Origin of the sequence: Sphingobium sp. Leaf26 (genome assembly GCF_001421665.1) — a bacterium.
Lineage (GTDB): Bacteria > Pseudomonadota > Alphaproteobacteria > Sphingomonadales > Sphingomonadaceae > Sphingobium.
The window spans coordinates 187,996-210,735 of sequence record NZ_LMKV01000012.1 but is presented as its reverse complement, the minus strand read 5'-3'; the positions used below and the strand labels follow the sequence as shown (position 1 = coordinate 210,735).

At 65.4% G+C, this 22,740-nt stretch carries 25 protein-coding genes; 11 read left to right on the top strand and 14 right to left on the bottom strand.

Annotated features, from left to right (window positions below; translation table 11 throughout):
- Positions 1 to 4 precede the first annotated feature (4 nt).
- Both ASE85_RS09965 and ASE85_RS09960 read right to left on the bottom strand, forming a co-directional pair.
- Positions 5 to 1,153: an EmrA/EmrK family multidrug efflux transporter periplasmic adaptor subunit gene (locus ASE85_RS09965; protein WP_056687364.1), complete on the bottom strand. Its 1,149-nt coding sequence runs from the start codon at positions 1,151 to 1,153 to the stop codon at positions 5 to 7.
- The gene (locus ASE85_RS09960; RefSeq protein WP_056687362.1) at positions 1,146 to 2,660 is read right to left on the bottom strand and encodes an efflux transporter outer membrane subunit; all 1,515 of its coding nucleotides are present in this window, start codon (positions 2,658 to 2,660) and stop codon (positions 1,146 to 1,148) included. Before ASE85_RS09960 ends, ASE85_RS09965 begins: the two co-directional genes overlap by 8 nt.
- Before the next feature lie 140 nt (positions 2,661 to 2,800).
- Between ASE85_RS09960 and ASE85_RS09955 the strand changes: the two genes are divergently transcribed.
- A complete protein-coding gene (locus ASE85_RS09955) occupies positions 2,801 to 3,394 on the top strand; it encodes a TetR/AcrR family transcriptional regulator (protein ID WP_056687360.1) in 594 nt (197 codons plus the stop codon).
- Between the two features lie 92 nt (positions 3,395 to 3,486).
- The gene (locus ASE85_RS09950; protein WP_056687359.1) at positions 3,487 to 4,107 is read left to right on the top strand and encodes a response regulator transcription factor; all 621 of its coding nucleotides are present in this window, start codon (positions 3,487 to 3,489) and stop codon (positions 4,105 to 4,107) included.
- A gap of 15 nt (positions 4,108 to 4,122) precedes the next feature.
- Here ASE85_RS09950 and ASE85_RS09945 read toward each other — a convergent pair whose 3' ends face one another.
- Genes ASE85_RS09945 through argH form a run of 4 tightly spaced genes read right to left on the bottom strand, consistent with a single transcriptional unit; the run spans position 4,123 to position 7,777 of the window.
- The gene (locus tag ASE85_RS09945) at positions 4,123 to 4,872 is read right to left on the bottom strand and encodes a precorrin-2 dehydrogenase/sirohydrochlorin ferrochelatase family protein (RefSeq protein WP_056687358.1); all 750 of its coding nucleotides are present in this window, start codon (positions 4,870 to 4,872) and stop codon (positions 4,123 to 4,125) included.
- Positions 4,872 to 6,137 (bottom strand): diaminopimelate decarboxylase, encoded by a 1,266-nt coding sequence (gene lysA / locus ASE85_RS09940; protein WP_056687356.1) that lies wholly within the window; start codon positions 6,135 to 6,137, stop codon positions 4,872 to 4,874. Before lysA ends, ASE85_RS09945 begins: the two co-directional genes overlap by 1 nt.
- A gap of 15 nt (positions 6,138 to 6,152) precedes the next feature.
- Positions 6,153 to 6,410 carry a hypothetical protein gene (locus ASE85_RS09935; protein ID WP_056687354.1) on the bottom strand — a complete coding sequence of 86 codons (258 nt, stop codon included), beginning with the start codon at positions 6,408 to 6,410 and terminating at the stop codon, positions 6,153 to 6,155.
- Positions 6,407 to 7,777, bottom strand: coding sequence for an argininosuccinate lyase (gene argH / locus ASE85_RS09930; protein ID WP_056687352.1), 1,371 nt, complete (start codon positions 7,775 to 7,777; stop codon positions 6,407 to 6,409). The genes ASE85_RS09935 and argH overlap by 4 nt, the downstream gene beginning before the upstream one ends.
- A gap of 43 nt (positions 7,778 to 7,820) precedes the next feature.
- Here argH and ASE85_RS09925 point away from each other — a divergent pair, with 43 nt between their 5' ends.
- The 7 genes from ASE85_RS09925 to ASE85_RS09895 all read left to right on the top strand — a co-directional run bounded on the left by ASE85_RS09925 (position 7,821) and on the right by ASE85_RS09895 (position 15,595).
- Positions 7,821 to 8,414, top strand: a complete 594-nt coding sequence (locus ASE85_RS09925; protein ID WP_056687350.1) for a TlpA family protein disulfide reductase — start codon at positions 7,821 to 7,823, stop codon at positions 8,412 to 8,414.
- A gap of 254 nt (positions 8,415 to 8,668) precedes the next feature.
- Complete coding sequence (locus ASE85_RS09920; protein WP_056687347.1) at positions 8,669 to 11,200, top strand: TonB-dependent receptor plug domain-containing protein; 2,532 nt, start codon at positions 8,669 to 8,671, stop codon at positions 11,198 to 11,200.
- Positions 11,201 to 11,268: 68 nt separating this feature from the next.
- A complete protein-coding gene (locus ASE85_RS09915; RefSeq protein WP_082462746.1) occupies positions 11,269 to 11,766 on the top strand; it encodes a RidA family protein in 498 nt (165 codons plus the stop codon).
- Positions 11,767 to 11,878: 112 nt separating this feature from the next.
- Complete coding sequence (locus ASE85_RS09910; RefSeq protein ID WP_056687344.1) at positions 11,879 to 13,465, top strand: flavin monoamine oxidase family protein; 1,587 nt, start codon at positions 11,879 to 11,881, stop codon at positions 13,463 to 13,465.
- A 2-nt stretch (positions 13,466 to 13,467) separates the two neighbouring features.
- A complete protein-coding gene (locus tag ASE85_RS09905) occupies positions 13,468 to 13,872 on the top strand; it encodes a c-type cytochrome (protein ID WP_082462745.1) in 405 nt (134 codons plus the stop codon).
- On the top strand, positions 13,869 to 15,137 hold the full coding sequence (locus ASE85_RS09900; RefSeq protein ID WP_056687341.1) for an aminotransferase class V-fold PLP-dependent enzyme: 1,269 nt from the start codon (positions 13,869 to 13,871) through the stop codon (positions 15,135 to 15,137). Before ASE85_RS09905 ends, ASE85_RS09900 begins: the two co-directional genes overlap by 4 nt.
- A gap of 20 nt (positions 15,138 to 15,157) precedes the next feature.
- On the top strand, positions 15,158 to 15,595 hold the full coding sequence (locus ASE85_RS09895) for a RidA family protein (RefSeq protein WP_056687338.1): 438 nt from the start codon (positions 15,158 to 15,160) through the stop codon (positions 15,593 to 15,595).
- A 247-nt stretch (positions 15,596 to 15,842) separates the two neighbouring features.
- Here the strand turns inward: ASE85_RS09895 and ASE85_RS09890 are convergent, their stop codons facing one another.
- The 8 genes from ASE85_RS09890 to ASE85_RS09855 form a co-directional block, all read right to left on the bottom strand.
- The gene (locus tag ASE85_RS09890) at positions 15,843 to 16,277 is read right to left on the bottom strand and encodes a hypothetical protein (RefSeq protein WP_056687335.1); all 435 of its coding nucleotides are present in this window, start codon (positions 16,275 to 16,277) and stop codon (positions 15,843 to 15,845) included.
- A 42-nt stretch (positions 16,278 to 16,319) separates the two neighbouring features.
- Positions 16,320 to 16,499, bottom strand: a complete 180-nt coding sequence (locus ASE85_RS09885) for a Trm112 family protein (RefSeq protein ID WP_056687333.1) — start codon at positions 16,497 to 16,499, stop codon at positions 16,320 to 16,322.
- A 9-nt stretch (positions 16,500 to 16,508) separates the two neighbouring features.
- Entirely contained in the window at positions 16,509 to 17,123 is a 615-nt protein-coding gene (locus ASE85_RS09880; protein WP_056687329.1) for an LON peptidase substrate-binding domain-containing protein, read from the bottom strand.
- A 5-nt stretch (positions 17,124 to 17,128) separates the two neighbouring features.
- A complete protein-coding gene (locus ASE85_RS09875) occupies positions 17,129 to 18,040 on the bottom strand; it encodes a tetratricopeptide repeat protein (protein WP_056687326.1) in 912 nt (303 codons plus the stop codon).
- Between the two features lie 98 nt (positions 18,041 to 18,138).
- A complete protein-coding gene (locus ASE85_RS09870; RefSeq protein WP_056687323.1) occupies positions 18,139 to 18,984 on the bottom strand; it encodes a MipA/OmpV family protein in 846 nt (281 codons plus the stop codon).
- Positions 18,985 to 19,070: 86 nt separating this feature from the next.
- Positions 19,071 to 19,469 carry a DUF2141 domain-containing protein gene (locus tag ASE85_RS09865; RefSeq protein WP_056688629.1) on the bottom strand — a complete coding sequence of 133 codons (399 nt, stop codon included), beginning with the start codon at positions 19,467 to 19,469 and terminating at the stop codon, positions 19,071 to 19,073.
- Positions 19,470 to 19,498: 29 nt separating this feature from the next.
- Complete coding sequence (locus ASE85_RS09860; protein ID WP_056687321.1) at positions 19,499 to 20,227, bottom strand: sterol desaturase family protein; 729 nt, start codon at positions 20,225 to 20,227, stop codon at positions 19,499 to 19,501.
- Positions 20,228 to 20,360: 133 nt separating this feature from the next.
- Positions 20,361 to 21,251 carry a prephenate dehydratase gene (locus ASE85_RS09855; protein ID WP_056687319.1) on the bottom strand — a complete coding sequence of 297 codons (891 nt, stop codon included), beginning with the start codon at positions 21,249 to 21,251 and terminating at the stop codon, positions 20,361 to 20,363.
- Positions 21,252 to 21,424: 173 nt separating this feature from the next.
- Between ASE85_RS09855 and ASE85_RS09850 the strand changes: the two genes are divergently transcribed.
- Together ASE85_RS09850 and ASE85_RS09845 are read left to right on the top strand one after the other, a co-directional pair.
- Complete coding sequence (locus ASE85_RS09850; RefSeq protein ID WP_056687315.1) at positions 21,425 to 22,054, top strand: c-type cytochrome; 630 nt, start codon at positions 21,425 to 21,427, stop codon at positions 22,052 to 22,054.
- A 33-nt stretch (positions 22,055 to 22,087) separates the two neighbouring features.
- Positions 22,088 to 22,666 carry a GNAT family acetyltransferase gene (locus ASE85_RS09845; RefSeq protein WP_056687312.1) on the top strand — a complete coding sequence of 193 codons (579 nt, stop codon included), beginning with the start codon at positions 22,088 to 22,090 and terminating at the stop codon, positions 22,664 to 22,666.
- Positions 22,667 to 22,740 lie beyond the last annotated feature (74 nt).

Genomic DNA, 22,740 nt, shown 5'->3' with positions numbered 1-22,740 from the left:
GTCCTTACTTGCCGGAAAGGTCGATCTCGACATCCATGGACAGGCCCACGCGCAACGGATGCGCCGCCAGTTCCTTGGGGTCGAGAGCAATACGCAGCGGCAGGCGCTGCACCACCTTGATCCAGTTGCCGGTCGCGTTCTGCGCCGGGATCAGCGCCATGGACGCGCCCGTGCCGCCCGAAAAGCCAGCGACCTTGCCATGATAGACGACATCGCCGCCATACAGGTCGGACGTCACGGTGGCGGGCATGCCGACCTTCACGTTGCGCAACTGGCGTTCCTTGAAGTTCGCATCGACATAGACCTGGGCGAGCGGCACGATGCTCATGATGGGGCTACCTTGCATCACGCGCTGGCCGACCTGTACCTGCCGCTTGCTGACGACGCCGTCGATCGGCGCGCGGATGATGCTGCGGTCCAGATTCAGCTTCGCCGTATCCAGCTTGGCCTGCGCCGCCATCACCGCCGGGTCGGTGTCGATCGTCGATCCGCGCACCAGCGCATCATTGGCCGCCAACTGGCCGCTCGCCGCGCTGCGCGTCGCCTGCGCCGTCTGCACACCGGCCCGCGCCAGTTCCAGCGCCGCCCTGGCGCTGACATAGGCCTTGCGCGCCGTCGTCACTTCGTCACCCGACACCGCGCCATCGCCGACCAGCGCCTCGCGCCGCTGAAGGTCGATCCGCGCCTTGTCGAAATCGGCCTGTGCGCTCGTCAGTTGCGCGCGCGCCTGCACGATATCGGCGCCGCGCGCATCGACCTGCGCCGCCAGCGAGGTGCTGGTGGCACTGGTCTGGCGGAACTTGCGCTTGGCTTCGGCCAGATCGGCCTCCGCCTGCGCCACCGCGATCTTCGCGTCGGTCGGGTCCAGTTTCACCAATATGTCGCCGCGCTTCACCGCCTGCGTGTCGCTCACCAGCACCTCGGTCGCCTGCGCCGACATCAGCGGCGTCACCTGCGCCAGCTCGGCATTCACATAGGCATTGTCGGTGCTGACATGGGTGCGCCCGACCAGCAGATACCAGCCGGCCCACAGCACGCCGCCGACGACAACGACGATGCCCAGCCGGGTCAGCCAGGTCTTGCGCGCCGACTGACGGGCATCCTGCTGCGCATCATTGTCCACAGCGGGGGTTTCGGGCGTGGCATCAGCCATTGGGACGATCCTTGGACTGGAAGTCGCTGGCGGCAAAACCGCCGCCCAGCGCACGGATGAGGGCAATATCGGTGGAAAAGGCGCTCGCCTCCAGCCCGGCAAGGGACTGGCGCGCGCCCAGCAACTGATCCTCGACATTCAGCACGTCGAGGTAGGTGGAAAGCCCACCCTTGTAGCGTTTCTGCGCAATGCCATAGGCATCTTGCGACGCCGCGACGGCCGCGCGCGCATCGACCAGTCGCTGGTCCAGCGTCTTGCGCATGGTCACGGCGTCGGCCACCTCCTGATAGGCGGCCAGCACGGTCTTGTCGTAACTCGCGACCGCCTCGTCATACGTGGCGCGCGCGCCGCGATACTGGCCCTGCAACGCCCCGCCATGGAAGATCGGCAGGCTGATTGCCGGGCCGACAGTACCGAACAGCGATCCCTTGTCGAACAGGCTGTTGAGGAAGGGCTTGGCCGTGCCCGTCGCCGACGTGCCGCTGAACACGGTGTCATAGCCCAGCGACTGGAAACCGATCAGCGCGGACAGGCGAATGGCCGGAAAGAAATCGGCCCGCGCCACCTTGATCCGCTTGGCCGCCGCGTCGGCGCGCGCGAGTGCGGCGGCGATGTCCGGGCGGCGCGCGACCAGATTGGTCGTCACATCGGCGGGCAGGCCCAGCGGCGCCAGCGCACCGATTTTGGGCCGGCCGATCGACAGGCCGCGATCCGGCCCGGCGCCGATCAGCGCCGCAATCTGATGCTGGCGCAGTTCGATCGCCATGTTGGCGGCGGCCATTTGCGCCTTGGCGGACGACACGGTGGCATCCGCCTGCCGTACGCTGCCGCGCGTTTCCAGCCCGTTGTCGCGCCGATCGGCGACCAGCTTCTGGCTGGCCAGCCGGATGTCCAGCGTGCGCCGGGCAATATCGGCCTCATCATGCAGCCGCGCCAGATCGGCATAGGCGTCGGCAATAGCCGTGGTCAGCGCCAGCCGCGCCTGCTGCGCATCGATCTCCGCCGCGCGCGTCTCGGATGTGGCGGCGGCCAGCGACGCCTTGTTCTTGCCCCACAGGTCGAGGTCGAAGCCCAGGTCCAGCGCGGTGCGTCCGGTGCCCAGCCAGCCCTGCGGCACGAACGCCTTGGGCATGCCCATATTGTAACTTTGCTTGGTCGCGTTGGCGCTCGTCTCCAGGTCGACCGATGGCAGCAGCGTCGCCCCCGCCTGCTGCGCCATGCCCGCCGCCTTGCGGAAACGGGCACTGGCAACGGCAACGTCCGGCGAAGCGCGCAGCCCTTCGGCGATCAGTTGGTCCAGTTGCGGATCGCCATAGGCTGTCCACCAGCCATCCCCTGGCCAGGCGACCGGTGCGGCCGCCAGGCTGCGCTCGGCGGCAATGCTCGCCGGCGCGCGCAGTTCGGGTTTCGCGCCCAGATCGGGCACTGCGGCGCAAGCGGCCAGCAGCAAAAGGGAAGAGGCCGTGCCGCCCAGGCGGGCGGCTTCGGCAATGCGATTAACGGGCATATCTAACCGTACCATCCAGTATGAATATCGCCCTTGCGCCTCGTGCAGAGCCTTGTCAACAGGAATAGCGTACTCTATGGTACGATTTAATGACATCGCCCCCCTGCCCCCTGATTCCCACTAAAAGGGAAGCCCGCCGCATGGATCGGCGCGACGCGATCCTGACCGTGGCGCAGGGCTATTTCCTCAAACATGGCTTTGCCGGCACCACCATGTCGGGCATCGCGGCGGAACTGGGCGGGTCGAAGGGCACCTTGTGGAATCACTTCCCGTCAAAGGAAGACTTGTTCGCCGCCGTGCTGGATCGGGCCGCCCGCGCCTATCGCGCGCGCCTGTCGCAACTGCTCGATCCGGAAGGCCCGTTGGAACCGACGCTCAAGACCGTCTGCTACAGCCTGATCCAGAAAGTGACATCGGCCGAAGCGGGCGCCCTGCATCGCCTCATTATCTCGGAAAGTCGCCGCTTCCCTGAACTCGGTCAGATATTCTTCGACCTTGCCCCGCAAAATACCCGGCTGCTGCTGGCGGACTTTCTCCACGGCGCGATGGAACGCGGCCAGATTCGCAAGGGCGACCCGATCGACGCCGCCCGCGCCCTGCTGTCTCTTTCGCTGTCCGGCTGCCACCAGCAGATGCTGATCGGCCGGATCGAAAACCCGGCCCCGAACGAGATCGCCGCCGACGCCGATTTCGCCGTGGATATCTTCCTGCGCGCCTATGCGCTCCCAGCCTGATCGCCGCGCAGACGTTAACCATTTCTTGGCGCGCACCCCCTATCCTGCCCCACTATGGCCGGATCAGGGTCCGACCGTGAAAGTGGGACGACATGGCATTTTTCAAGCGCAACCGAATCCGTCATGGCGAATTGGACAGCGCCGCCGAAACGCGGCCGCACCGCCGCCTGCGCTTGCTGCTGGTCGATGAAAATCCGACCGCGCGCGCCGTCGCTGCCCGGCGCCTGTCGCATCTGAACTATGATGTGGTGCTGGCGGAAAATGGCTTCATCGCCCTGAACCTGCTGGTCACCCGCCCGGTCGACATTATCCTGATCGACACCGGCCTGACCATGCTGCCCGCCGTCGCCCTGATGCAGAGGGTCCGCGCCGCCAATCTCGCCGGCCATGCCTGTTTCGTGATGATCGCCGGTCGCCTCGACAGCCAGTCGATCGTCGAGGCGCTGGACGCCGGCGCCGACGACCATGTCGTCAAACCCTTCGATTTCGACATATTGGACGCGCGCATGCGCCATCTCTGCCAGCGCGCCGAACAGGTCGGTGAACTCACCCGCCAATATGCCGAACTGGACGCCCGCATCGCCCGCCGCGCCGTGGAACTGGGCGAAACCCGCGAAGCGCTGCGCGAAATGCAGCTCGACCGCGCGCGCCTCGTCTCCTCGATCCAGGCGCTGCATGACGAGGTCGAACGGCTACAGGCTGCGCAGGGTTAAGCAGGCCAGGCAGGGTTAAAGCGTAACCCGGACGGTCAACCCTTCGCCTCGTACGTCGGGCGTATTGTCCGCGACCACCCGCACCGCGTCCGCTCGCGCCCGGTCCAGGATCGCCATCGGCACGTCGGCCGTATGGAAAACCCGGTCCGCCTGCGCCAGCATCCGCGCATCGCGCAGCGTCAGGTCATCCGGGTCCGCCGATCGCAGCCGCACAACATAAAGTCCGGTATCGGCCCCGGCACTGGCATCCGCCAGCCACCTGTCCACATTCGGGTCGCCCCCCAGCGGGTCGATCGCGCCACCTTGCGCCAGCGCCTTGCCGATCGCCTGCCGCCGCTGCGACGCATCCGGCCATAGCCGCCGCAACTCGCCCCGCGCTGCAAACAACGCGCGCGCCAGATCGCCCAGATGCGCCGGCAAAAGCGCTTCCAGCCGCTGCCGCAACGCCGCCGCCAGCCCCGCCGACGCCCCGCCGGTGCCGATCGCGATCAGCACCGGATCACGGTCCACGATTGCCGGCAGGGTGAAATCGCACAAACCCGGTCGGTCGGTCGCATTGACCAGCACCCCGCGCGCCTTCAGCCGCGCCACGGTCGCGTCGTCGCCATCCGATACGATGGCGACCCGCGCATCCCCGTCATCCTCGCCGACGATGACCGCGCCCGCCCGCTCCAGCAGGCGGCGCTTGGCCTCGGTCGCCTCGCCCTGCCCGGTCAGGATGACCGGCCGACCCGTCAACGTCAGGAAGACGGGCAGGCTCTGCATCAGTGGCCGATCCAGTCGGGGATGATGTCCGCCGCGATCAGCGCCTCAAGCGGCGGCCGCTCGCGCACCACCGCCCATTTGTCGCCCGACACCAGCACTTCGGGGGTCAGCGGCCGGCTGTTATAGGTACCCGCCATGGTCGCGCCATAGGCGCCCGCCGTCATGAAGGCGACCAGATCGCCCGCCTGCACCACATCCATGTCGCGGTGCATGGCGAAGGTGTCGCCCGTCTCGCACACCGGCCCCACCACATTGGCGGTTTCGCGCGCACCCGCCGGCTTCACCGCGCGAATATCATGCCATGCGTCATAAAGGCTGGGCCGCATCAGGTCGTTCATCGCCGCATCGACGATGACGAAGGGCGCCTGCGCGCCCTGCTTCACCCGCACCACGCGCGATACCAGCGCGCCGGCATTGCCCACGATCACCCGGCCCGGCTCGAACATCAGCCGCACCGGCCAGCCCTGAGTCACCCGCGTCACCATCGCGCCATAATCGGCGGGGCTGGGCGGCAGGGGCTGGGACGGATCATAGGGAACGCCCAGTCCCCCGCCCAGATCGGCGGTGCGAATGTCATGCCCCGCCGCGCGCAACGCCTCGATCAGCACGCCGACCTTGGTGAAGGCCGCCTCCAGCGGGGCGAGGTCGGTCAACTGGCTGCCGATATGCACCGCCACGCCCTGCACATCCAGGCCAGGCAAATCGCGCGCCACGGCATAGCTTTCCAGCGCCCGGTCATAGGGGATGCCGAACTTGTTTTCCGACTTGCCGGTCGAAATCTTGGCATGGGTGCCGGCATCGACATCGGGGTTGATACGATAGGCGACCGGTGCCCGACGCCCCATCGACAGCGCGACCGCCGACAGCATCTCGGCCTCCGGCTCGCTTTCCAGGTTGAACTGATAAATGCCCTTGTCCAGCGCCAGCCGCATTTCCTCGGCGGTCTTGCCGACGCCCGAAAAGACGATGCGGCTGGCCGGGATGCCCGCCGCGATCGCGCGCAGCAATTCGCCGCCCGACACCACGTCCGCGCCCAGCCCCAGCTTCGCCAGCGTCGCCAGCACCGCACCATTGGGGTTGGCCTTGACCGCAAAGGCGATCAGTGGGTTGTCCAGCGCGCGCAGCCCGTCGCGGAACACGCCGACATGGCGCTCCAGCGTCGCGGTCGAATAGACATAGACGGGCGTCCCGACCGCATCGGCGATCGCGTCCAGCGGCACCTGCTCCACCTGCATGGCGCCGTTCACATAATCAAAATGGTCCAAAGTCGGATTCCTGGCTTATTGCGGCTGCTTTTCGGGCGGCAGGTCGAACGGATCGTCGCCGCGTTTGCGCGACTGGGTCAGCAATTCCACATTGCGCTCTGGCCGCGCCTGAATGGATGGCTGCATCAGTTCAGCGGCGGTCGGCGCGGTCGCGGCCCCCACCGGCACGGCAGGCAGGCTCTGGCCCTTGACCGGTTTCAACGGCTGGCGACCGCCGCACCCGGCCAGCGCTACCGCCATCAATCCCAGTCCGACCAGCGCGCGCGTCTTCATGATCCCAATTCCCTCTTCGCGTCGGCGATCCGCGCCCGTACCTGGGCGGGCGCGGTACCGCCATGGCTCTGGCGGCTGGCGACCGACGCATCGACCGTCAACACCGCATAGACCCGCTCGTCTATCCGCGCATCAATCTCTTTCAGCGTCGCCATCGGCAACTGGTCCATCGGCACCGCCGCCGCCTCCGCCGCCGCCACAGCGCGCCCTGTGATATGATGCGCCTCGCGGAACGGAATGCCGCCTTCACGCACCAGCCAGTCGGCCAGGTCAGTGGCGGTGGCAAAGCCGCTCTCCGCAAGGCCGCGCATCCGGTCGGTGCGGAACGTCACCGTCTCCACCATCCCGGTCATCGCCGCGATCGACAGGGCCAGCAGGTCGTGCGCCTCGAACACCGGCGGCTTGTCGTCCTGCATATCCTTGGAATAGGCAAGCGGCAGCCCCTTCATCGTCACGCACAGCGCCGTCATGCACCCCATGATCCGCCCGGCATGGCCACGCACCAGTTCGGCCGCATCGGGATTGCGCTTCTGCGGCATGATCGAGCTGCCGGTCGAATAGGCGTCGGGCAATTTCACGAAGCCAAAAGGCTGGCTCGCCCAGATGATGAACTCCTCGGCCAGCCGCGACAGGTGCAGCGAGGCCTGCGTCGCCGCCATCAGATAGTCGAGCGCGAAGTCGCGATCCGACACGCTGTCCAGGCTGTTGTCGGTCGGCTTGGCGAAACCCAGCGCCGCCGCCGTTGCATGGCGATCGGTCGGGAAGCCGGTGCCGGCCAGTGCCGCCGCGCCCAGCGGGCACTCGTCCGCGCGCGCCCGCGCATCGCTGAAACGGCTGCGGTCGCGCCGCACCATTTCATAATAGGCCATCAGATGGTGGCCCAGCGTCACCGGCTGCGCCGACTGCAAATGGGTGAAGCCCGGCATCACCGCATCGGCATTCTCTTCCGCCCGCGCCACCAGCGCGCGCTGGAGGCCGAGCAGCCCGGCCTCCACCTCGTCGATGGCATCGCGCACCCACAGGCGGAAATCGGTCGCCACCTGGTCGTTACGCGACCGCGCGGTGTGCAGCCGCCCGGCCGCCGGGCCGATCAGCTCGGCCAGCCGCGACTCGGTGACCATATGAATATCTTCCAGGTCCAGATCGACCGGCACGCCATTGGCTTCATATTCCGCCGCGATCGTATCGAGGCCCGCGCTAATCGCGTCGGCATCCGCCTGCGAAACGATGTCCTGTTTGGCCAGCATTGCGACATGCGCCTTGGACCCGGCGATATCCTGTTTCCACAATCGCTTGTCGAACGGGATGGAGGCATTTATCTCACGCATGATCGATGCCGGGCCGGCGGCGAACCGGCCGCCCCACATGCTGTTGGAGCCTTTCCCAGTGATCTCTTCTTCACGCGCGCTGATGATACTGCTCCTGCCTGCCGTTCTGGCGGCCTGCGATAGGCAATCGCCGCCCAAGGAGCAAGCCAATGCCGCCATCAGCGGCGAGGTTCCGGCCGCATCCGGGGAAGTGAAGGCGATCGGCGCGAAGGACGGCACCTTCGACTATCGACTCGACCGCAGCAAGGCGGGCACCCCCGCCCCCGACTTCGCTTTCCTCGACCCCGATGGCGGCGAAAAGACGCTCAAGGACTTTGCCGGCAAGCCACTGCTCGTCAATCTCTGGGCCACCTGGTGTGCCCCCTGCATCGCCGAAATGCCGACGCTCGACCGGGTCGCGGCGACCTATGGGCCAAAGGGCCTCGCCGTCCTCACCATCTCGCAAGACAATCAGGGGCTGAAGGCGGCCAAACCTTTCTTCGAGAAACATGAGCTGCCCCATCTGAAGGGCTGGGCCGACCCGGAAACCAATTTCGGCTTCCACTATGCCACCGGCCTGCTGCCCACCACCGTCATCTATGACGCACAGGGCAAGGAAATGGTGCGCGTCATCGGCGCGATGGACTGGGAAGGGCCGGAGGCCAAGGCGCTGATCGACGCCGCGATGCAATCCTGAATCACGCGCAGAAATACCTAAGACGAACGAAGATAAAAAATCCGCCATGCCGCATGATTGCAAAATGGCATCGACATGATGCGCAATCATCAATTGCACCATTTCGTACACTGCCAATATGCTGGGCGGATTTTCATGAGAAATAATTGAGAAATATTGCGTTTTAAAGGCGATTTTTTGCGGTGCGGTAGAGGATTTCGCCAGACCGTCCGTCGTCCCCCTTGTCATCAATAATGTATAAACAGGGGGTATGAATGACACGACTATCTGCACTCAAGCTTTCACTTATCCTCGCCTCGTCCTGGTCGGCCTGTGCACTCGCACAAGAAGCGCCGCAGGAACCGCAGGCAGATGATGGCAGCGCCATCATCGTTACCGGCACCCGCGCCGTGGGCATGTCTGCCGCGGACAGCGCCGCACCGGTCCAGGTTCTGGGTGAATCCGCGCTCGCCAAAGTGGGCCAGCCAAACCTCAACCAGGCACTGACCCAGATCGTACCGAGCTTCACCGCCCAGACGCAGGGCACCGACATGTCGAACTTCGCGCTGTCGGCCCGTCTGCGCGGCCTGTCGCCGAACCACACGCTGGTCATGGTCAACGGCAAGCGTCGCCATGGCTCCTCCATCCTTCAGGTCATCGCCGGCCCGTTCCAGGGTTCCGCCGCGCCCAGTATCGACCTCATTCCGCCAGATGCGGTCGATCATATCGAAATCCTTCAGGACGGCGCCGCCGCCCAATATGGTACCGACGCGATCGCCGGCGTCATCAACCTGATCCTCAAGGACCAGAATGAAGGCGGCAGCTTCAAGATGACGGGCGGCCAATATTACGACAGCGAAGGCGAATTGTTCAGCGTCAGCGGCAATGTCGGCTTCAAGCTGGGCGAAGACGGCTTCTTCAACGCCACCGCCTTCCACCGTCGTCAGGATTACACCACCACCGGCACCGGCCAGGTTCAGGTCACCAAGCCGGACGGCACGCTGCAACCCAACGTCCCGGCGCAATGGTCGAACCTCTCCGGCGACGCCCTGTCGGGCATCAATGGCGGCCAGGCCAAATCCGAACTCAGCCTGCTCTTCTACAATATGGGCTATGATTTCGGCGGAATCGAATTTTACAGCTTCGGCGACATCTCGCACCGCGTCGGCTATGCCAAGCAGGGCTATCGCCACCCGTCGCGCATCTGCAACGTTCCCGGAAACATCGGCGGCAGCATCACCCCCGCAGCCTATGACCCCAGCCTCTGCTTCGGCAATACCGGCGTCGTCGGCATGGTGCCGCAGCAGAAGGTGGTGCAGGACGAATATAGCATCACGGGCGGCGTTCGCGGCGATGTGGCGGACTGGAACTACGACTTCGGCGTGACCTATGGTTCGGACAAGAACCAGATCTACACGATCGAATCCGCCAACCGCTCGCTTTACCAGAATACCGGTTTCACCCCGACCGACTTCTATGACGGCATGTTCAAGCTGACCCAGCTCACCACCACGCTTGACATCCGCAAGGAATTCGACGTCGGCATGGCTGGCCCGCTGACCTTCGCCTTCGGCGGTGAATATCGGCGCGAGCGCTACACCATCGGCGCGGGCGACGAGGGTTCCACCTATCTGGAGGGTGGCCAGTCCTTCCCAGGCTATCAGGCCAGCGACGCCGGCACCTTCGGCCGTCATGTGAAGGCGGTCTATGGCAACGTCATCCTGAAGCCGGTCGATGGCTGGACCGTCGATCTTGCCGGTCGCTACGAAGATTATAGCGATTTCGGTGACACCAGCATCGGCAAGATCACGACCCGCTACGACTTCAACGACGCCATCGCCATCCGCGGCACGGCCAGCACGGGCTTCCGCGCGCCGACTCTTCAGGAAGGCAATTATTCGGCCACCAACGTCAGTCCGACCGGCGCCGTGCTTCAGTTGCCGCCGTCCTCGGCTGCCGCGCAGTTGCTCGGTTTCAGCGCGCTGAAGCCGGAAAAGTCGACCAACTTCTCGGCGGGCATCGTTCTGCGCCCGATCCCGAAGCTGGCCGTCACGCTTGATGGCTATTACATCAAGATCAAGGATCGCATCGCCGGCACCGCGCAGATTCGCGGCACCGTCAACGGTGTGATCCAGCCGGGCAATGCCGCGACCGGCGTTCCGACCGGTCAGCAGGTTCTCGACGCCATCGCCGCGCGCGGCGTGGCCATCGACAATGTGCCCAACCTTGGCGTCGCGACCTTCACCAACGGCGTCGATACCCGCACCATGGGTCTGGACTTTGCCGCCAGCTATCCGGTCATGCTCGACTTCGGTCGGCTCGACCTGACTCTGTCGGCCAACTACACCAAGACCAAGGTTACGAAGAACCGCATCCCCGGTCTCTTCAGCGCCCAGTCGGTCAGCTATCTGGAAGACGCGGCGCCCGACTACAAGATCGGCTGGGGCGGCCTGTTCACCAGCGGCAAGTTCAGCCTGAACGTACGTGAAACCTTCTACGGCAGCTCCAGCATTCTGGTGTTCCCGGCGATCAGCGGCGCACCATCCTATACCGGTGTCGTCAAGGCCGCCGCCATCACCGATCTGGAAGCGGGCTATGAGTTCACCGACTCGGTGACCGTCTCGGTGGGTGCGAACAATCTGTTCAACAAGCGCCCCGAAGTCCCCAAGCTGCTGGAAGGCTATACGATCGCGCCGGGCGTCTCGCCCTATGTGAACGGCAGCACCACCTATAACTCACCCTATGGCCATGGCGCCTATGGCAGTTCGGGCGGCTACTATTACGCCCGCATCGACTTCAAATTCTAAGCGAAGTCACGAAGGAAGGGTCGGTCCGGCAAGGACCGGCCCTTCACTCTTTCTGGAAGGGGATTGTCATGAAAGCAGCGATTGCCGCGCTGATCCTGGCCGCCATGGCCACCGGACCAGCAGCCGGATCGGCCTCGGCCGCCACCGTCGAACATAAGCAGGCGCCCGGCGCCATGATCGCCAGCGCGGCCATCGTGCCGCCCGGCAGCACCTTCTACTATCTGTCCGGCGCCACCGCCGCGCCGATCAACCCGGCCGACACCGACAGCGCGGACGCCTATGGCGATACCGAGGCGCAAGCGATGTCCATCTTCACCAAGATGAAGGCGCAACTGGCCGACATGGGCCTGACCATGGGCGACGTGGTGAAACTCACCGTCTTCCTCGTCGGCGATCCCAAAAATGGCGGCAAGATGGACCGGGACGGCCTGACCCGCGCCTACAAGACATTCTTCGGCACCGCCGACCAGCCCAATCTGCCGACCCGATCGGCCTTCCAGATCGCCGCACTCGCGCGGCCGCAGCAACTGATCGAGATCGAAGGCATCGCGGCCAAGGCACCCTGAGCCGCTCGGGTCGCACCGATGGACGAAGACGATGCAGGGGACATACCGGCAGGGATTTGGGGGGCGAGACCCCTGCCGCCACACTACTCGCCCGTAGAAACGGGAAGCCAGCATGACAGACAGCACAGCACCCAGCCGCCGCGACCTCCTGACCATGATCGGCAAGGTCGGCGGCGCGGCCGCCATGTATCAGGCGATGACCGCGCTCGGCCACGCCGCCGAAACCCAGTTCACCGGCCCGCCGGTTCTGAGCGGCGCGAAACCCGGCGCGTCCGTCATCGTGCTGGGCGCGGGTCTGGCCGGCATGGCCGCCGCCTATGAGCTGCAAAAGGCCGGCTACAGCGTCAAGATCCTGGAGTTTCAGGATCGCCCCGGCGGCCGCAACTATTCGCTGCGCGGCGGCGACAGCTTCACCGAAAGCGACGGCACGGTGCAGAAGGTGCAGTTCGCGCCCGGCAACTATATCAACCCCGGCCCCTGGCGCATCCCGCACCATCACAAGGCGCTGCTCCATTATTGCCGCGAGTTCGGCGTCGCGCTGGAACCCTTCATCCAGCTCAACCATAACGGCTTCATCCATTCGACCGAAGCCTTTGGCGGCAAGCCGATGCGCTACAAGGAAGTCGCGACCGACTTCAAGGGCCACACCTCCGAACTGCTGGCCAAGGCGGTCAGCGCCAGGGCGCTGGACGACAGGCTGTCTGCCGAGGACAAGGAAAAGCTGATGGAGGCGCTCCGCAACTGGGGCGTGCTCGACAAGAATATGGCTTACACCAGCAGCCTCAAGGTGTCCGCCCAGCGCGGCTATGACCAGGCGCCCGGCGGCGGCCGCAACGGCGCCCCCACCCCGTCGCAGATGGCCACGCTACAGGATGTGCTGGACCCGCAGGTCTGGACCGCCATGTCCTTCTATTTCAGCTATGTGATGCAGACGACGATGTTCCAGCCGGTTGGCGGCATGGACATGATCGGCAAGGCGTTCGCGAAGAAGATCGGCAAGATCGTCACCTACAACGCCAGGGCGATGAAGGTCGCCCAGTCCGACAAGGGCGTCACCGTCAGCTACAAGGATGTCGCGACCGGCCAGATGCACGATGTCAGCGCCGACTGGTGCGTCTGCACCATTCCGCTGTCGATCATCAGCCAGGTCGACATGCAGGTGTCTCCGGCGCTCAAGGCCGCGATGAAGGCTGTCCCCTATGGCGGGCATGTGAAGATCGGCATGGAATTCAAGCGCCGCTTCTGGGAGGAAGACGACAATATCTATGGCGGCCACAGCTTCACCGACCAGACCATCACCCAGCTATCCTACCCCAATGACAGGATGTTCGGGCAAGGCCCGGCCGTGCTGCTCGGCGCCTTCGCCCGCGACCTCGCCGGTTTCCAGCTCGCCAGCATGACGCCGCAACAGCGCATCGAAACTGCGCTCAAGCAGGGCGAGGTCTTCCACCCCCAATATCGCAAGGAATTTCTCAGCGGCGTGTCCGTCCCCTGGAGCCGCGTGCCCTGGATTCTCGGCTGCACCTCCGCCTGGAGCGAGGAAAACCGCAAGGCGCATTACAAGAATCTCGTCACGCTCGACAATCGCGTCGTTCTGGCCGGCGAACATGCCAGCTATTATGGCGGCTGGATGGAAGGGTCGATCCTGTCGGGCATCGACGCCATCACCCAGATTCACGAACGCACACAGGCGGCATAGGCATGCGCGGCCCGATCCTGCGCCTTGGCGCGCTCGCCATCCTCGCCGCCACGCCCGCGCTGGCGGATTCCCCCGGCGGCCGTCCGGTGAAGATCGCCCTGCCCGACGGGAGACAGGTCTATGACCAGATCTGCGCCGCCTGCCATCTCGACAAGGCGCAGGGATCGCCCGACGGCACCGTCCCCGCGCTCGCCCATAATGCCAAGCTGGCCGACGCCCATTATCCGATCACCGTGGTCATGAAGGGTCAGGGCGGCATGCCCTGGTTCTCCGAAATGCTCACCCCGGCGCAGGTCGCCGCCGTGGTCGGCTATGTCCGCACCCATTTCGACAACAGCTATGCCGATCCGGTCGCCGAAGCGGATGTGAAGCGCATCGCCGCCGCCATCAAGGGCAGCGAAGAATGAGTGATCCTGCACGCCTGTCCCGCCGTCAGGCGTTGGGCGCGGCGATTGCAGTGCCACTGGCGGCACAAGCTGCGCGAGCAACCACCACACCCAGCCTGCCGGACCGGGCCAGCTTCGCGCCTACCCCCATCGCCTATCTCGACAACGCCTCCACCCACCCGATCAGCCTGGGCGCGCGCGCCGCGATGGACGCCTATGTCGCCGCCCGCACGCTCGATCCCGCCGCCGCCGCGCGCAAGCCCGTGGATCGTGCCGCCACCCTCGCCAAATTCGCCCGGCTGGTGCATGCAGACCCGGACGAACTCTGCTGGGTCCAGTCCACCACCATGGGCGAACAGGCGGTGCTGCGCGCGCTCGGCTTCCCGCATAAGGGAGGCCGCATCGTCACCGACACGCTGCATTTCTACGCCGGCTTCCCCATGTATCAGGAACTGGGCAAGCAGGGCGTCGACGTCCATTGGGTGCAGGCGCGCGACGGCCGCATCGCCATGGAGGACATGGCCAAGGCCATCACCCCCGGCACGAAACTGGTCAGCCTCTCGCTCGTCTCCACCTATAATGGCTTCCATCATGACCTGAAGGCCGTCTGCGACCTCGCCCATGCCGCGGGCGCGCTGGTCTATGCCGACATCATCCACGCCGCCGGCGCGGTCCCGGTGGACCTGCACGGCAGCACAGTCGATTTCGCCGCCTGCGCCACCTATAAATGGTTGATGGGCGATTTCGGCCTCGGCTTCCTCTATGCCCGGCGCGGCGTGCTGGATGCGCTGCCGCTCGCGGACTTCGGCTATTATGGTTTCGCAGCCCCGGATGCCCCGCCCGGCATCGGCCTGTCGCCGCCGCAAACCCATATCTATCCCATGGACACGCCCGGCGACACGCCGGTCAGCTACAGCATCCGCCCCGGCACGCTCGGCCATTTCGGCACCGGCACCTACGCCCAATCGGTTATCGCAGCGATAGACCACAGCCTCGACTATATCGGCACGCTCGGCGTCCCCACGATCCAGGCCCATGCCCAGCGCCTGATCGCCCCCCTGCGCGAAGGCCTGACCGCAAAGGGGTACACCATCATCACCCCGCCCGGCACGAAGACCCCGATCCTCACCGCGCTGCACCCACAAGCCAAGGCCCGCCTCACCGACCCGCTGGCCAGGGCGCAGGTCCGCATTTCACTCCACGACCATCATTTCCGCATCGCGCCGTCGGTCTTCAACAACAGGCATGATGTGGACCGCCTGCTCGCCGCGCTCCCCCGCGCCTGATCCATTGAACGGAGACACCCATGAAGCGCCTTCTCGCCACCGCCCTGCTACTGGCCGCAGCCCCAGCCCCAGCCTTCGCCCAGCCCGCCGCTGCGCCGCAGCCTTTGCCAGCCAAGCTCCCCTTCTCGCCGTCTATCCGGGTGGGCGACCTGCTGTTCATGTCGGGCCAGATCGGTCAGGTGCCCGAAGGCATGGACAAGCATAAGGAAGGGTTCGACGCCGCCGTCAAAGGCGCTATGGATTCGATCGGGAAGATATTGGCGACCAACGGTCTCGACTATGGCCATGTCGTCAAATGCACGGTGATGCTGGCCGACATGGCCGACTGGCCCCGCTTCAACGCCGCCTACCTCCCCTATTTCGAAGGCAAGCGCCTGCCCACCCGCAGCGCCTTCGGCGCCAGCGGCCTGGCGCTCGGTGCCCCGCTCGAAGTGGAATGTATCGCCGCGTTCAAATAGAGCATCGTGCGGAAAAGTGGGAACCGGTTTTCCGCTTGAAACGATGCGAAAACAAAAAACTGGCGCGCGACCTGCGTCGGATTCAACGCAGCGCGCTCTAGCTGCTGCGTTTTCGCCAATCGTCACCCCGGACTTGATCCGGGGTTCCGCTGCCTTTTGGATTGGTCAGGTAAAAGGGGGAAGAAAAACGGCGGAATGCCGGGTCGCGCCCGGCATGACGGTGATGGCAGCGACTGAAGATATTCGCCTATATCTGCCGCCTGGCATCGAAGGGCGCGACGATCTTGCAGCGATAGGATCGCGCCTCGTCGATCAGCCCGGTGTGCAATTGGGTCGACAGCATCAGCGTCGCCCGGTCCAGCGTCTCCACCCGGCGCAGGTCGCTCAATATCCCGCCGAGCATTCCGCCGCCCTGATTGACCAGCGTGATGGTCGCATCGTCCTGCGCGGCGATCTTGTTCCAATCGCCGCCGGCATCGCGCCAGCGCCCGCCGGTAAAGTCGATCACGATCTCCCGCACCGACCGGTCATCGGCGGTGCAGGACAGGCCCCGGCTGTCCGTCAGCGTCGGCACGGCAACAGCGGGCGCAACGCCCGGCGCCGGTGCAGGTGCCGGCGTACCGGCGGCCATGGCCGGCGCGGCTATCATCATCAGCATCGCAAAGACCAGACTCTCACGCATTGCCCGATGATATCAGACCCGCAGCACAAACGATAGCGCCGGTCAGAGCGCCACCGCTTCCCGCACCAGCAGCACCGGCACGCCATCGCGCACCGGAAAAGCCAGGCCCGCCGCTTCGGACAGCAATGCGCCCCGCACCGCGTCCCAGCGCAGCGGGGTGCGCGTCACCGGACACACCAGCTTGGCCAGCAACCAGGGGTCGATCGGAGATACGTCAGTCAAACCCTATACTCACTGCATCGTCGCGCCGCCGTCGCGCTCGATCCGGCCGACGATCTGCATCAACTGGATGATCCGCTCCGACCGTTCGGACAGGCTGTCCGCCTCCAGCAGCGTCTGCTTGGCTGCCGGGTCGAACGGCACGATCTGGGCGATGCCGTTCACCAGCGCCGTATCGTCCAGCCGCGACACCGCCGTCCAGTCCACCACATAGCCCAGCATATCGGCAAAGCGCCGCGATTCCTGCTCCAGCGCCGCCCGCTCGACCGCGTGCAGCACCTCATCCTCCTGCGGGGCCTGCTCGACATCCGCCTCGATCTGGCGGAACTGGGTCGGCACGGACAATTCCCGCACCACCCGGAACCGGGCCAGGCCGGTCAGCACGATATTGAACCGTCCATCCTCCAGCGCCTCGATATGGCTGACATGGCCCAGGCATCCGACGTCGAACAGCGCCGGCACCGCCCCTTCGCCGCGCGGCTGGATCATGCCGATCCGCCGGTCGCGCGCCATGACGTCGTGGATCAACGCCCGGTAGCGCGGCTCGAAAATATGCAGCGGCAGGTCCATTCCCGGCAACAGCAAGGCGCCGGACAAAGGAAAGATAGAGACGCGCGCGATGGGCATGGGCTTTACGAGAACAATATCTGCGACAGCTTGCGCCGCTGCGCCGACACCCACGGATCTTCCAGACCCACGGCGTCGAAGATCGTCAGCAACTGCGCCCGCGCCGCACCGTCATTCCATGCCCGGTCGCGCCGCACGATCTCCAGCAGCGCCTCGGCCGCGCCGTCGCGATCGCCATTGGCCATCAGGCCGCCGGCCAGCTCGAACCGCGCCTCATGGTCGTCGGCATCGGCATCGACCCGCGCCTGCACGCCCGACAGGTCGGCCACCGGCTTGGCATCCCGCGCCAGCGCGATCGCCGCGCGCGCCTGATCGATCGCGACATTCTTCGCGACATCGGCGGGCAGCGCGGCCAACACCGCCTCCGCCTCGTCCAATCGCCCCAGCACCACCAACGCCCGCGCCAGCCCCGACGCCACCTCGACATTATCAGGCACCATCTCGGCCAGTTGGCCGAACACCGACAGCGCCCGCTCGGCATCACCCGCCGCCAGCACGTCCTCCCCCATGGCGATCAACGGCGCGATTTCCTGCAACTGCGCCTTTTCATCCGATTCGATCGGCAATTGCGACAGCAACTGGTCCAGATACTGCTTCAATTGTCCTTCGGTGCGCGCCTGGCTCAGGTCCGCGACCGGCTGGCCCTGGAACACGGCATAGACTGTCGGGATCGACTGCACCCGGAACTGACTGGCGATGAAGCCATTTTCGTCGACATTGACCTTGACCAGCTTCACGCCCTTGGGCGCATATTCCGCGCACACCTTCTCGATCACGGGGGTCAATTGCTTGCACGGCCCGCACCATTCGGCCCAGAAATCCACGATCACCAGGCTCGTGCGCGACGGCTCGACCACATCCAGGCGAAATGCCTCCACGGCCGCCTTGTCAGCCTCGCTCAATCCCAGGGTCGCCACGCTTATAATCTCCTGCCAATGCGGTCATTCGCCGCCGTCATACCGCGCCTTATGTGGGGCGTCACCCCTTGCGGACAAGACGAAGGCGCAGGAAAGCGTCAGAAGGTATAACCGATGCCCAGCGCGCCGACGAACTGGTTGCGCGACCCGGCGTCCGCGACGATCGGCGAATCCGCATATTTGCCCAGCACACGCGAATAGCCCGCAACGCCGAACACCGCCCACCCCTTGCGAATGTCACCCGACAGCGACTTGCCGGCCGACAGGTTGACGCTCAGCCGCTTGAAGCCCGATCCTCCGGCCCGGTTATAGACACCCAGCCCGCTGGCCAGGCTCTCCTGCGGCGTGATGTCGAAATAATAGCGGCCATATTTCTTGCCGACATATTCCGCCGACACCGACGCGCCGACGAAGGTGGTGACCGACAGGGGCGTGAAATATTCGATGCTCGGCGTCACGACATAGCTGCCATGCGCGCCCGCTACATCCTTGGTCACCGCCACGCGCGCCGCCAGATTGTCATATTCGCTGGTGATGACCCCGGTCTTGCCCACGCCGACGAAGCCGCCGACCTCCACCGCCACGTCGCGCTTGCCCAGCGCCCGCACGGCGTCGTCACGGATCGCCTTGCCGCTGGTCCGGTCCAGCCGGACATTGACCACCGGACCCAGCTCGAAATCGACACCGGGGCCGCCCGGATCGGGGATGGCATCGACATAAAGCGCCGTGCCGCGCGTCCAGAAGGAGAAATCATGGACTTTGCCGCGCGCCTGCACCAGCGGCATCACACGGTAGTCATCCGACCCTTCATAGCTGGGAATGGCTGCTATCCCCGCACCGATGGTCAGCGTGCTATGCTGCTCCTCTTCCTGCGCCATGGCGGGCGCGACAAGCAGTTGGGCCACGACGAATGTCGCGGCCAGTCGGCAGCGGAAATGATCCATGATGACCCTGTTTATGAAGATGCGTTCAGGGTCTAGAATGTTTCGAGGGCCTTGGCGGTTCCCCCGCGCCGAACGGCGCCGGCGCCTCACAGGAAATATTTGAGCCTGATCGCCTGCTCCACCGGCGCGCCAGCAACCGGAAAACTGGCCGACTTGAAGCTCGGCGCGCCAAAGCGCAGCACCGGATTGCGGGAGAAGCCCACGCCCTCGCGCGGGATGCCGGCGAAAGTGTCCAGCTTCCCGTTGCCATTCTCGTCATGGATGATGGCAACGGCATAATCGCCCGGCGCCAGCGTGCCGAGCGGGATCGGCCCGCTTTTCACCGGCACGGCGAAATGCCGCTTCTCCGGATCTTTGGTGCAATCGGGGAAATAGGCGGCCGTGCGGGTCACGCATACCAATATCTGCCCCTTGGCCGATCGCAACCCGTCCAGCGTCATGCTCAGCGACTGCCCCGCCGGCGCCGCGCCCGTCTGCCCTGCCATCGCCAACAACGCGATCCCGATTGCCCGCTTCACCCGTCCACCTTCTTGAAGTCGCCCAGCCCTTTGTCCGTCCCACACAGACGGTCCCACACGCGGAAATACAGCCCGTAATTACAATTATAATGGTCATGATGCCGCTGATGATGGGTCGCGGTGATCAACCACCCGCCCAGCGGCCCGCGCACAAGTCCGCGCGGGAACATCTCCCACCCCATATGATTGCTCACGCCCATGACGGTCATGATCGTCAGCACGCACCCCAGCACCGCGACATGAATCGGGATCAACAGCACCAGCACCGGAATCACGAACGCGCCGGTCAGCGCCTCCCAGGGATGGAAACTCATCGCTGCCCAGGCGGTCGGCGGGCGGCTGGCATGGTGCACCGCATGGGCGATGCGGAACAGGCGCGGCCGGTGCATCCAGCGATGCGTCCAGTAGAACCATGTGTCATGCAGCGCGAGGTAGAGCAGCAGCGACAGCGGCAACCACCAGAGCGGATACGCGCCGACATCCGCATAGATGCGCGTCCATCCCCGCGCCTGCCAGCCCCAGGCGACCACGCCCGCCGGCACGCCATAGATAAGAGCGGACAACAGCGACCAGCCGATCTCCCGCCCCATCTGCTTCTCCAGCCCCCGGTACAGGCCCGGCTGTCGGATTCGCGTCGCCAGCGCAAAACTCCCGCTGGCCAGCAGGTATCGCACGCCGACGATGGCGCTCATGGCAAGAGCGGACAGGAGGATGGCTGCGACCATGGCAGGGGCTATAGGCGCGGTTACGCCACTACGAAAGAAGAAGAAGCCCGCAATCAAACTCTGTTCCCCGGCGAAGGCCGGGGTCCGGTTCAGTCGTGCGCTGGCCCCCGGCCTTCGCCGGGGAACAGATATTTCAAGTCCGCGGCCGCGCCTGCCGGTAACTGCCCAACTGCCGCACCCATTTGGTATGGAATTCCAGCTCCGCCAGCGCGCGGTCCACCGCCGGGTCGCCCGGCATCCCCTCGATATCGCAGAAGAATTCGGTCGCCGCGAAACTGGCCCCGCGCTGATAGCTTTCCAGCTTGGTCATGTTGACCCCGTTGGTCGCAAAACCACCCATCGCCTTGTAAAGCGCCGCCGGAATATTCTTCACCTCGAACAGGAAGGTGGTCATGACCGGCCCCACATTGGCGGTCGGCACCCTGGGATCGCGCGCCAGCACCAGGAAGCGCGTCATATTGTCGTCGCTATCCTCGATATTCTCGGCGATCAGGCGCAGGCCGTACAACTCCGCCGCCAGATAGGGCGCGATCGCCCCTTCGCCGGGCAGGCGCGTTTCCGCCACCAGCGCCGCCGCGCCCGCCGTATCGGCATAGGCGACCGGCTGGATGCCCCGCTCGCGCAGATAATGGCGGCACTGGCCCAGCGCCTGCGGATGGCTGATCGCACTCTTCACCGGGCTGTCGTCCGGCGCCATCAGGCAATGGCGGATGCGCAGGAAATATTCGTCGATGATCGACAGGCCCGATTCGGGCAGCAGAAAATGCATGTCCGCCACCCGGCCATGCAGGCTGTTCTCGATCGGAATGATCGCCCGCGCGGCAAGGCCACTGCGCACGGCGTCGATCGCATCCTCGAACGCGAAACAGGGCAGCGGCACGCAATCGGGCGCATAGCCCAGGGCGGCCAGATGCGAATTGGCGCCGGGCGCACCCTGATAGGCGACGGCGCGGGCCGGATCGAGCGCGGCCTTGGCGGCAAGGTCCGCGACGATAGCGCGGGCGGGGGCGGGATAATTGTCCATAGGTGCCCGCGCGCTTAGGATTTCCCCCGTCCCCGCGCAAGTATTGGCACGTCATTCCATGACAATAGGGATGAACCCGGCTTGCGCCTGCGCGTATCCGCCATTATGGCAACCCACAAGAGGGGGCGCGGAAGACAGCCGCCATAACAATAAGGCAAGGGAAGTCGAGCGAGATGGGCGATCGTTTCAATACCGCGGCGGGTTGGGCGTTGTTTGCAGGGATCGTAGCGCTCGGCGGCGCGATCGTCAGTTCCAAGATCTTCCATGAAGAACGGCCCGAAAAGATGGGCTATGCCATCGAAGGCGTCGAAGCAGAGGGTGAAGGCGGCGCGGCCAGCGGCCCCGGCCTCAACACCCTGCTCGCCAGCGCGGACGTCGCCGCCGGTGAGAAGGTCTTCGCCAAATGCGCCGCGTGCCACACCGTCAACCAGGGCGGCGCCAACGGCATCGGTCCCAATCTTTACGGTACGGTCGGTGAGGAAATCGGCCATGGCAAGGCTGGCTTCGCCTTCTCCGAAGCGCTCAAGAGCAAGGGCGGCACCTGGACCTTCGAAGCGCTGGATCACTGGCTGAAAAGCCCGCGTGAATTCGCGCCCGGCACCAAGATGACCTTTGCCGGCCTCGGCAATCCGGCCGACCGCGCCAACCTGATCGCCTGGCTGAACAGCCAGGGTTCCAACCTGCCGCTCCCCGCCGCCGATGCTGCCCCGGCCGCTGCGGAAGGCGCGAATGCCGCCGAAGCCGGCAACGCCGCCAATGCGGCGGAAGCCCCGGCGGACAACGCCGCCAACGCCAGCGAGTAAGCGGCAATCACCGATAGCATCGCAATACGCGATCTGACGGGCGCGGCACTGGTTGCCGCGCTCGATTCACTGGCGCAACTGCGCATCGCCGTCTTTCGCGACTATCCCTATCTGTACGAAGGCAGCGGCGGCTATGAGCGCGGCTATCTGACCGCCTATGCGCAAAGCCCCGGCGCGCTGATCGCAGGCGCCTTCGCGCAGGTCGACGGGCGCGAGCAGATCGTCGGCGCCGCCACCGCCGCCCCCATGGCCGATCATGCCGCCGCCTTTGCCGATCCGTTTCGCGCACGCGGCATGGACATAAACAGCATCTATTATTTCGGGGAATCGGTGCTGCTGCCACAATGGCGCGGCCATGGCGTCGGCCACGCCTTTTTCGACCGCCGTGAAGCAAAGGCGCGCGAACTCGGCTTCGCCATGGCCAGTTTCTGCGCCGTGATCCGCCCCGCCGACCACCCCGCGCGTCCGGCCGACTACAGCCCGCTCGACCCCTTCTGGCGCAAGCGCGGCTATGCGCCGGTCGATGGCCTGATCGGCCATTTCAACTGGAAGGAACCGGGCGACGCGGCCGAAAGCGACCACGAAATGCAATTCTGGGTCAAGGCGCTTTAGCCTCTTCGGCAGGCCTCGCTTCATTCACGCCAAACTTTTTCGGCGGCATCGTCTTCGGCGCAGAGCAGCGTCAC

What these genes read in the sequence shown, in the direction of transcription:
- ASE85_RS09965 (WP_056687364.1), bottom strand. Translation starts at nt 1,153, where the DNA reads ATGGCTGATGCCACGCCCGAAACCCCCGCTGTGGACAATGATGCGCAG.
- ASE85_RS09960 (WP_056687362.1), bottom strand. Translation starts at nt 2,660, where the DNA reads ATGCCCGTTAATCGCATTGCCGAAGCCGCCCGCCTGGGCGGCACGGCC.
- ASE85_RS09955 (WP_056687360.1), top strand. Translation starts at nt 2,801, where the DNA reads ATGGATCGGCGCGACGCGATCCTGACCGTGGCGCAGGGCTATTTCCTC.
- ASE85_RS09950 (WP_056687359.1), top strand. Translation starts at nt 3,487, where the DNA reads ATGGCATTTTTCAAGCGCAACCGAATCCGTCATGGCGAATTGGACAGC.
- ASE85_RS09945 (WP_056687358.1), bottom strand. Translation starts at nt 4,872, where the DNA reads ATGCAGAGCCTGCCCGTCTTCCTGACGTTGACGGGTCGGCCGGTCATC.
- ASE85_RS09935 (WP_056687354.1), bottom strand. Translation starts at nt 6,410, where the DNA reads ATGAAGACGCGCGCGCTGGTCGGACTGGGATTGATGGCGGTAGCGCTG.
- argH (WP_056687352.1), bottom strand. Translation starts at nt 7,777, where the DNA reads ATGTGGGGCGGCCGGTTCGCCGCCGGCCCGGCATCGATCATGCGTGAG.
- ASE85_RS09925 (WP_056687350.1), top strand. Translation starts at nt 7,821, where the DNA reads ATGATACTGCTCCTGCCTGCCGTTCTGGCGGCCTGCGATAGGCAATCG.
- ASE85_RS09920 (WP_056687347.1), top strand. Translation starts at nt 8,669, where the DNA reads ATGACACGACTATCTGCACTCAAGCTTTCACTTATCCTCGCCTCGTCC.
- ASE85_RS09915 (WP_082462746.1), top strand. Translation starts at nt 11,269, where the DNA reads ATGAAAGCAGCGATTGCCGCGCTGATCCTGGCCGCCATGGCCACCGGA.
- ASE85_RS09910 (WP_056687344.1), top strand. Translation starts at nt 11,879, where the DNA reads ATGACAGACAGCACAGCACCCAGCCGCCGCGACCTCCTGACCATGATC.
- ASE85_RS09905 (WP_082462745.1), top strand. Translation starts at nt 13,468, where the DNA reads ATGCGCGGCCCGATCCTGCGCCTTGGCGCGCTCGCCATCCTCGCCGCC.
- ASE85_RS09900 (WP_056687341.1), top strand. Translation starts at nt 13,869, where the DNA reads ATGAGTGATCCTGCACGCCTGTCCCGCCGTCAGGCGTTGGGCGCGGCG.
- ASE85_RS09895 (WP_056687338.1), top strand. Translation starts at nt 15,158, where the DNA reads ATGAAGCGCCTTCTCGCCACCGCCCTGCTACTGGCCGCAGCCCCAGCC.
- ASE85_RS09890 (WP_056687335.1), bottom strand. Translation starts at nt 16,277, where the DNA reads ATGCGTGAGAGTCTGGTCTTTGCGATGCTGATGATGATAGCCGCGCCG.
- ASE85_RS09880 (WP_056687329.1), bottom strand. Translation starts at nt 17,123, where the DNA reads ATGCCCATCGCGCGCGTCTCTATCTTTCCTTTGTCCGGCGCCTTGCTG.
- ASE85_RS09870 (WP_056687323.1), bottom strand. Translation starts at nt 18,984, where the DNA reads ATGGATCATTTCCGCTGCCGACTGGCCGCGACATTCGTCGTGGCCCAA.
- ASE85_RS09865 (WP_056688629.1), bottom strand. Translation starts at nt 19,469, where the DNA reads ATGGCAGGGCAGACGGGCGCGGCGCCGGCGGGGCAGTCGCTGAGCATG.
- ASE85_RS09860 (WP_056687321.1), bottom strand. Translation starts at nt 20,227, where the DNA reads ATGGTCGCAGCCATCCTCCTGTCCGCTCTTGCCATGAGCGCCATCGTC.
- ASE85_RS09855 (WP_056687319.1), bottom strand. Translation starts at nt 21,251, where the DNA reads ATGGACAATTATCCCGCCCCCGCCCGCGCTATCGTCGCGGACCTTGCC.
- ASE85_RS09850 (WP_056687315.1), top strand. Translation starts at nt 21,425, where the DNA reads ATGGGCGATCGTTTCAATACCGCGGCGGGTTGGGCGTTGTTTGCAGGG.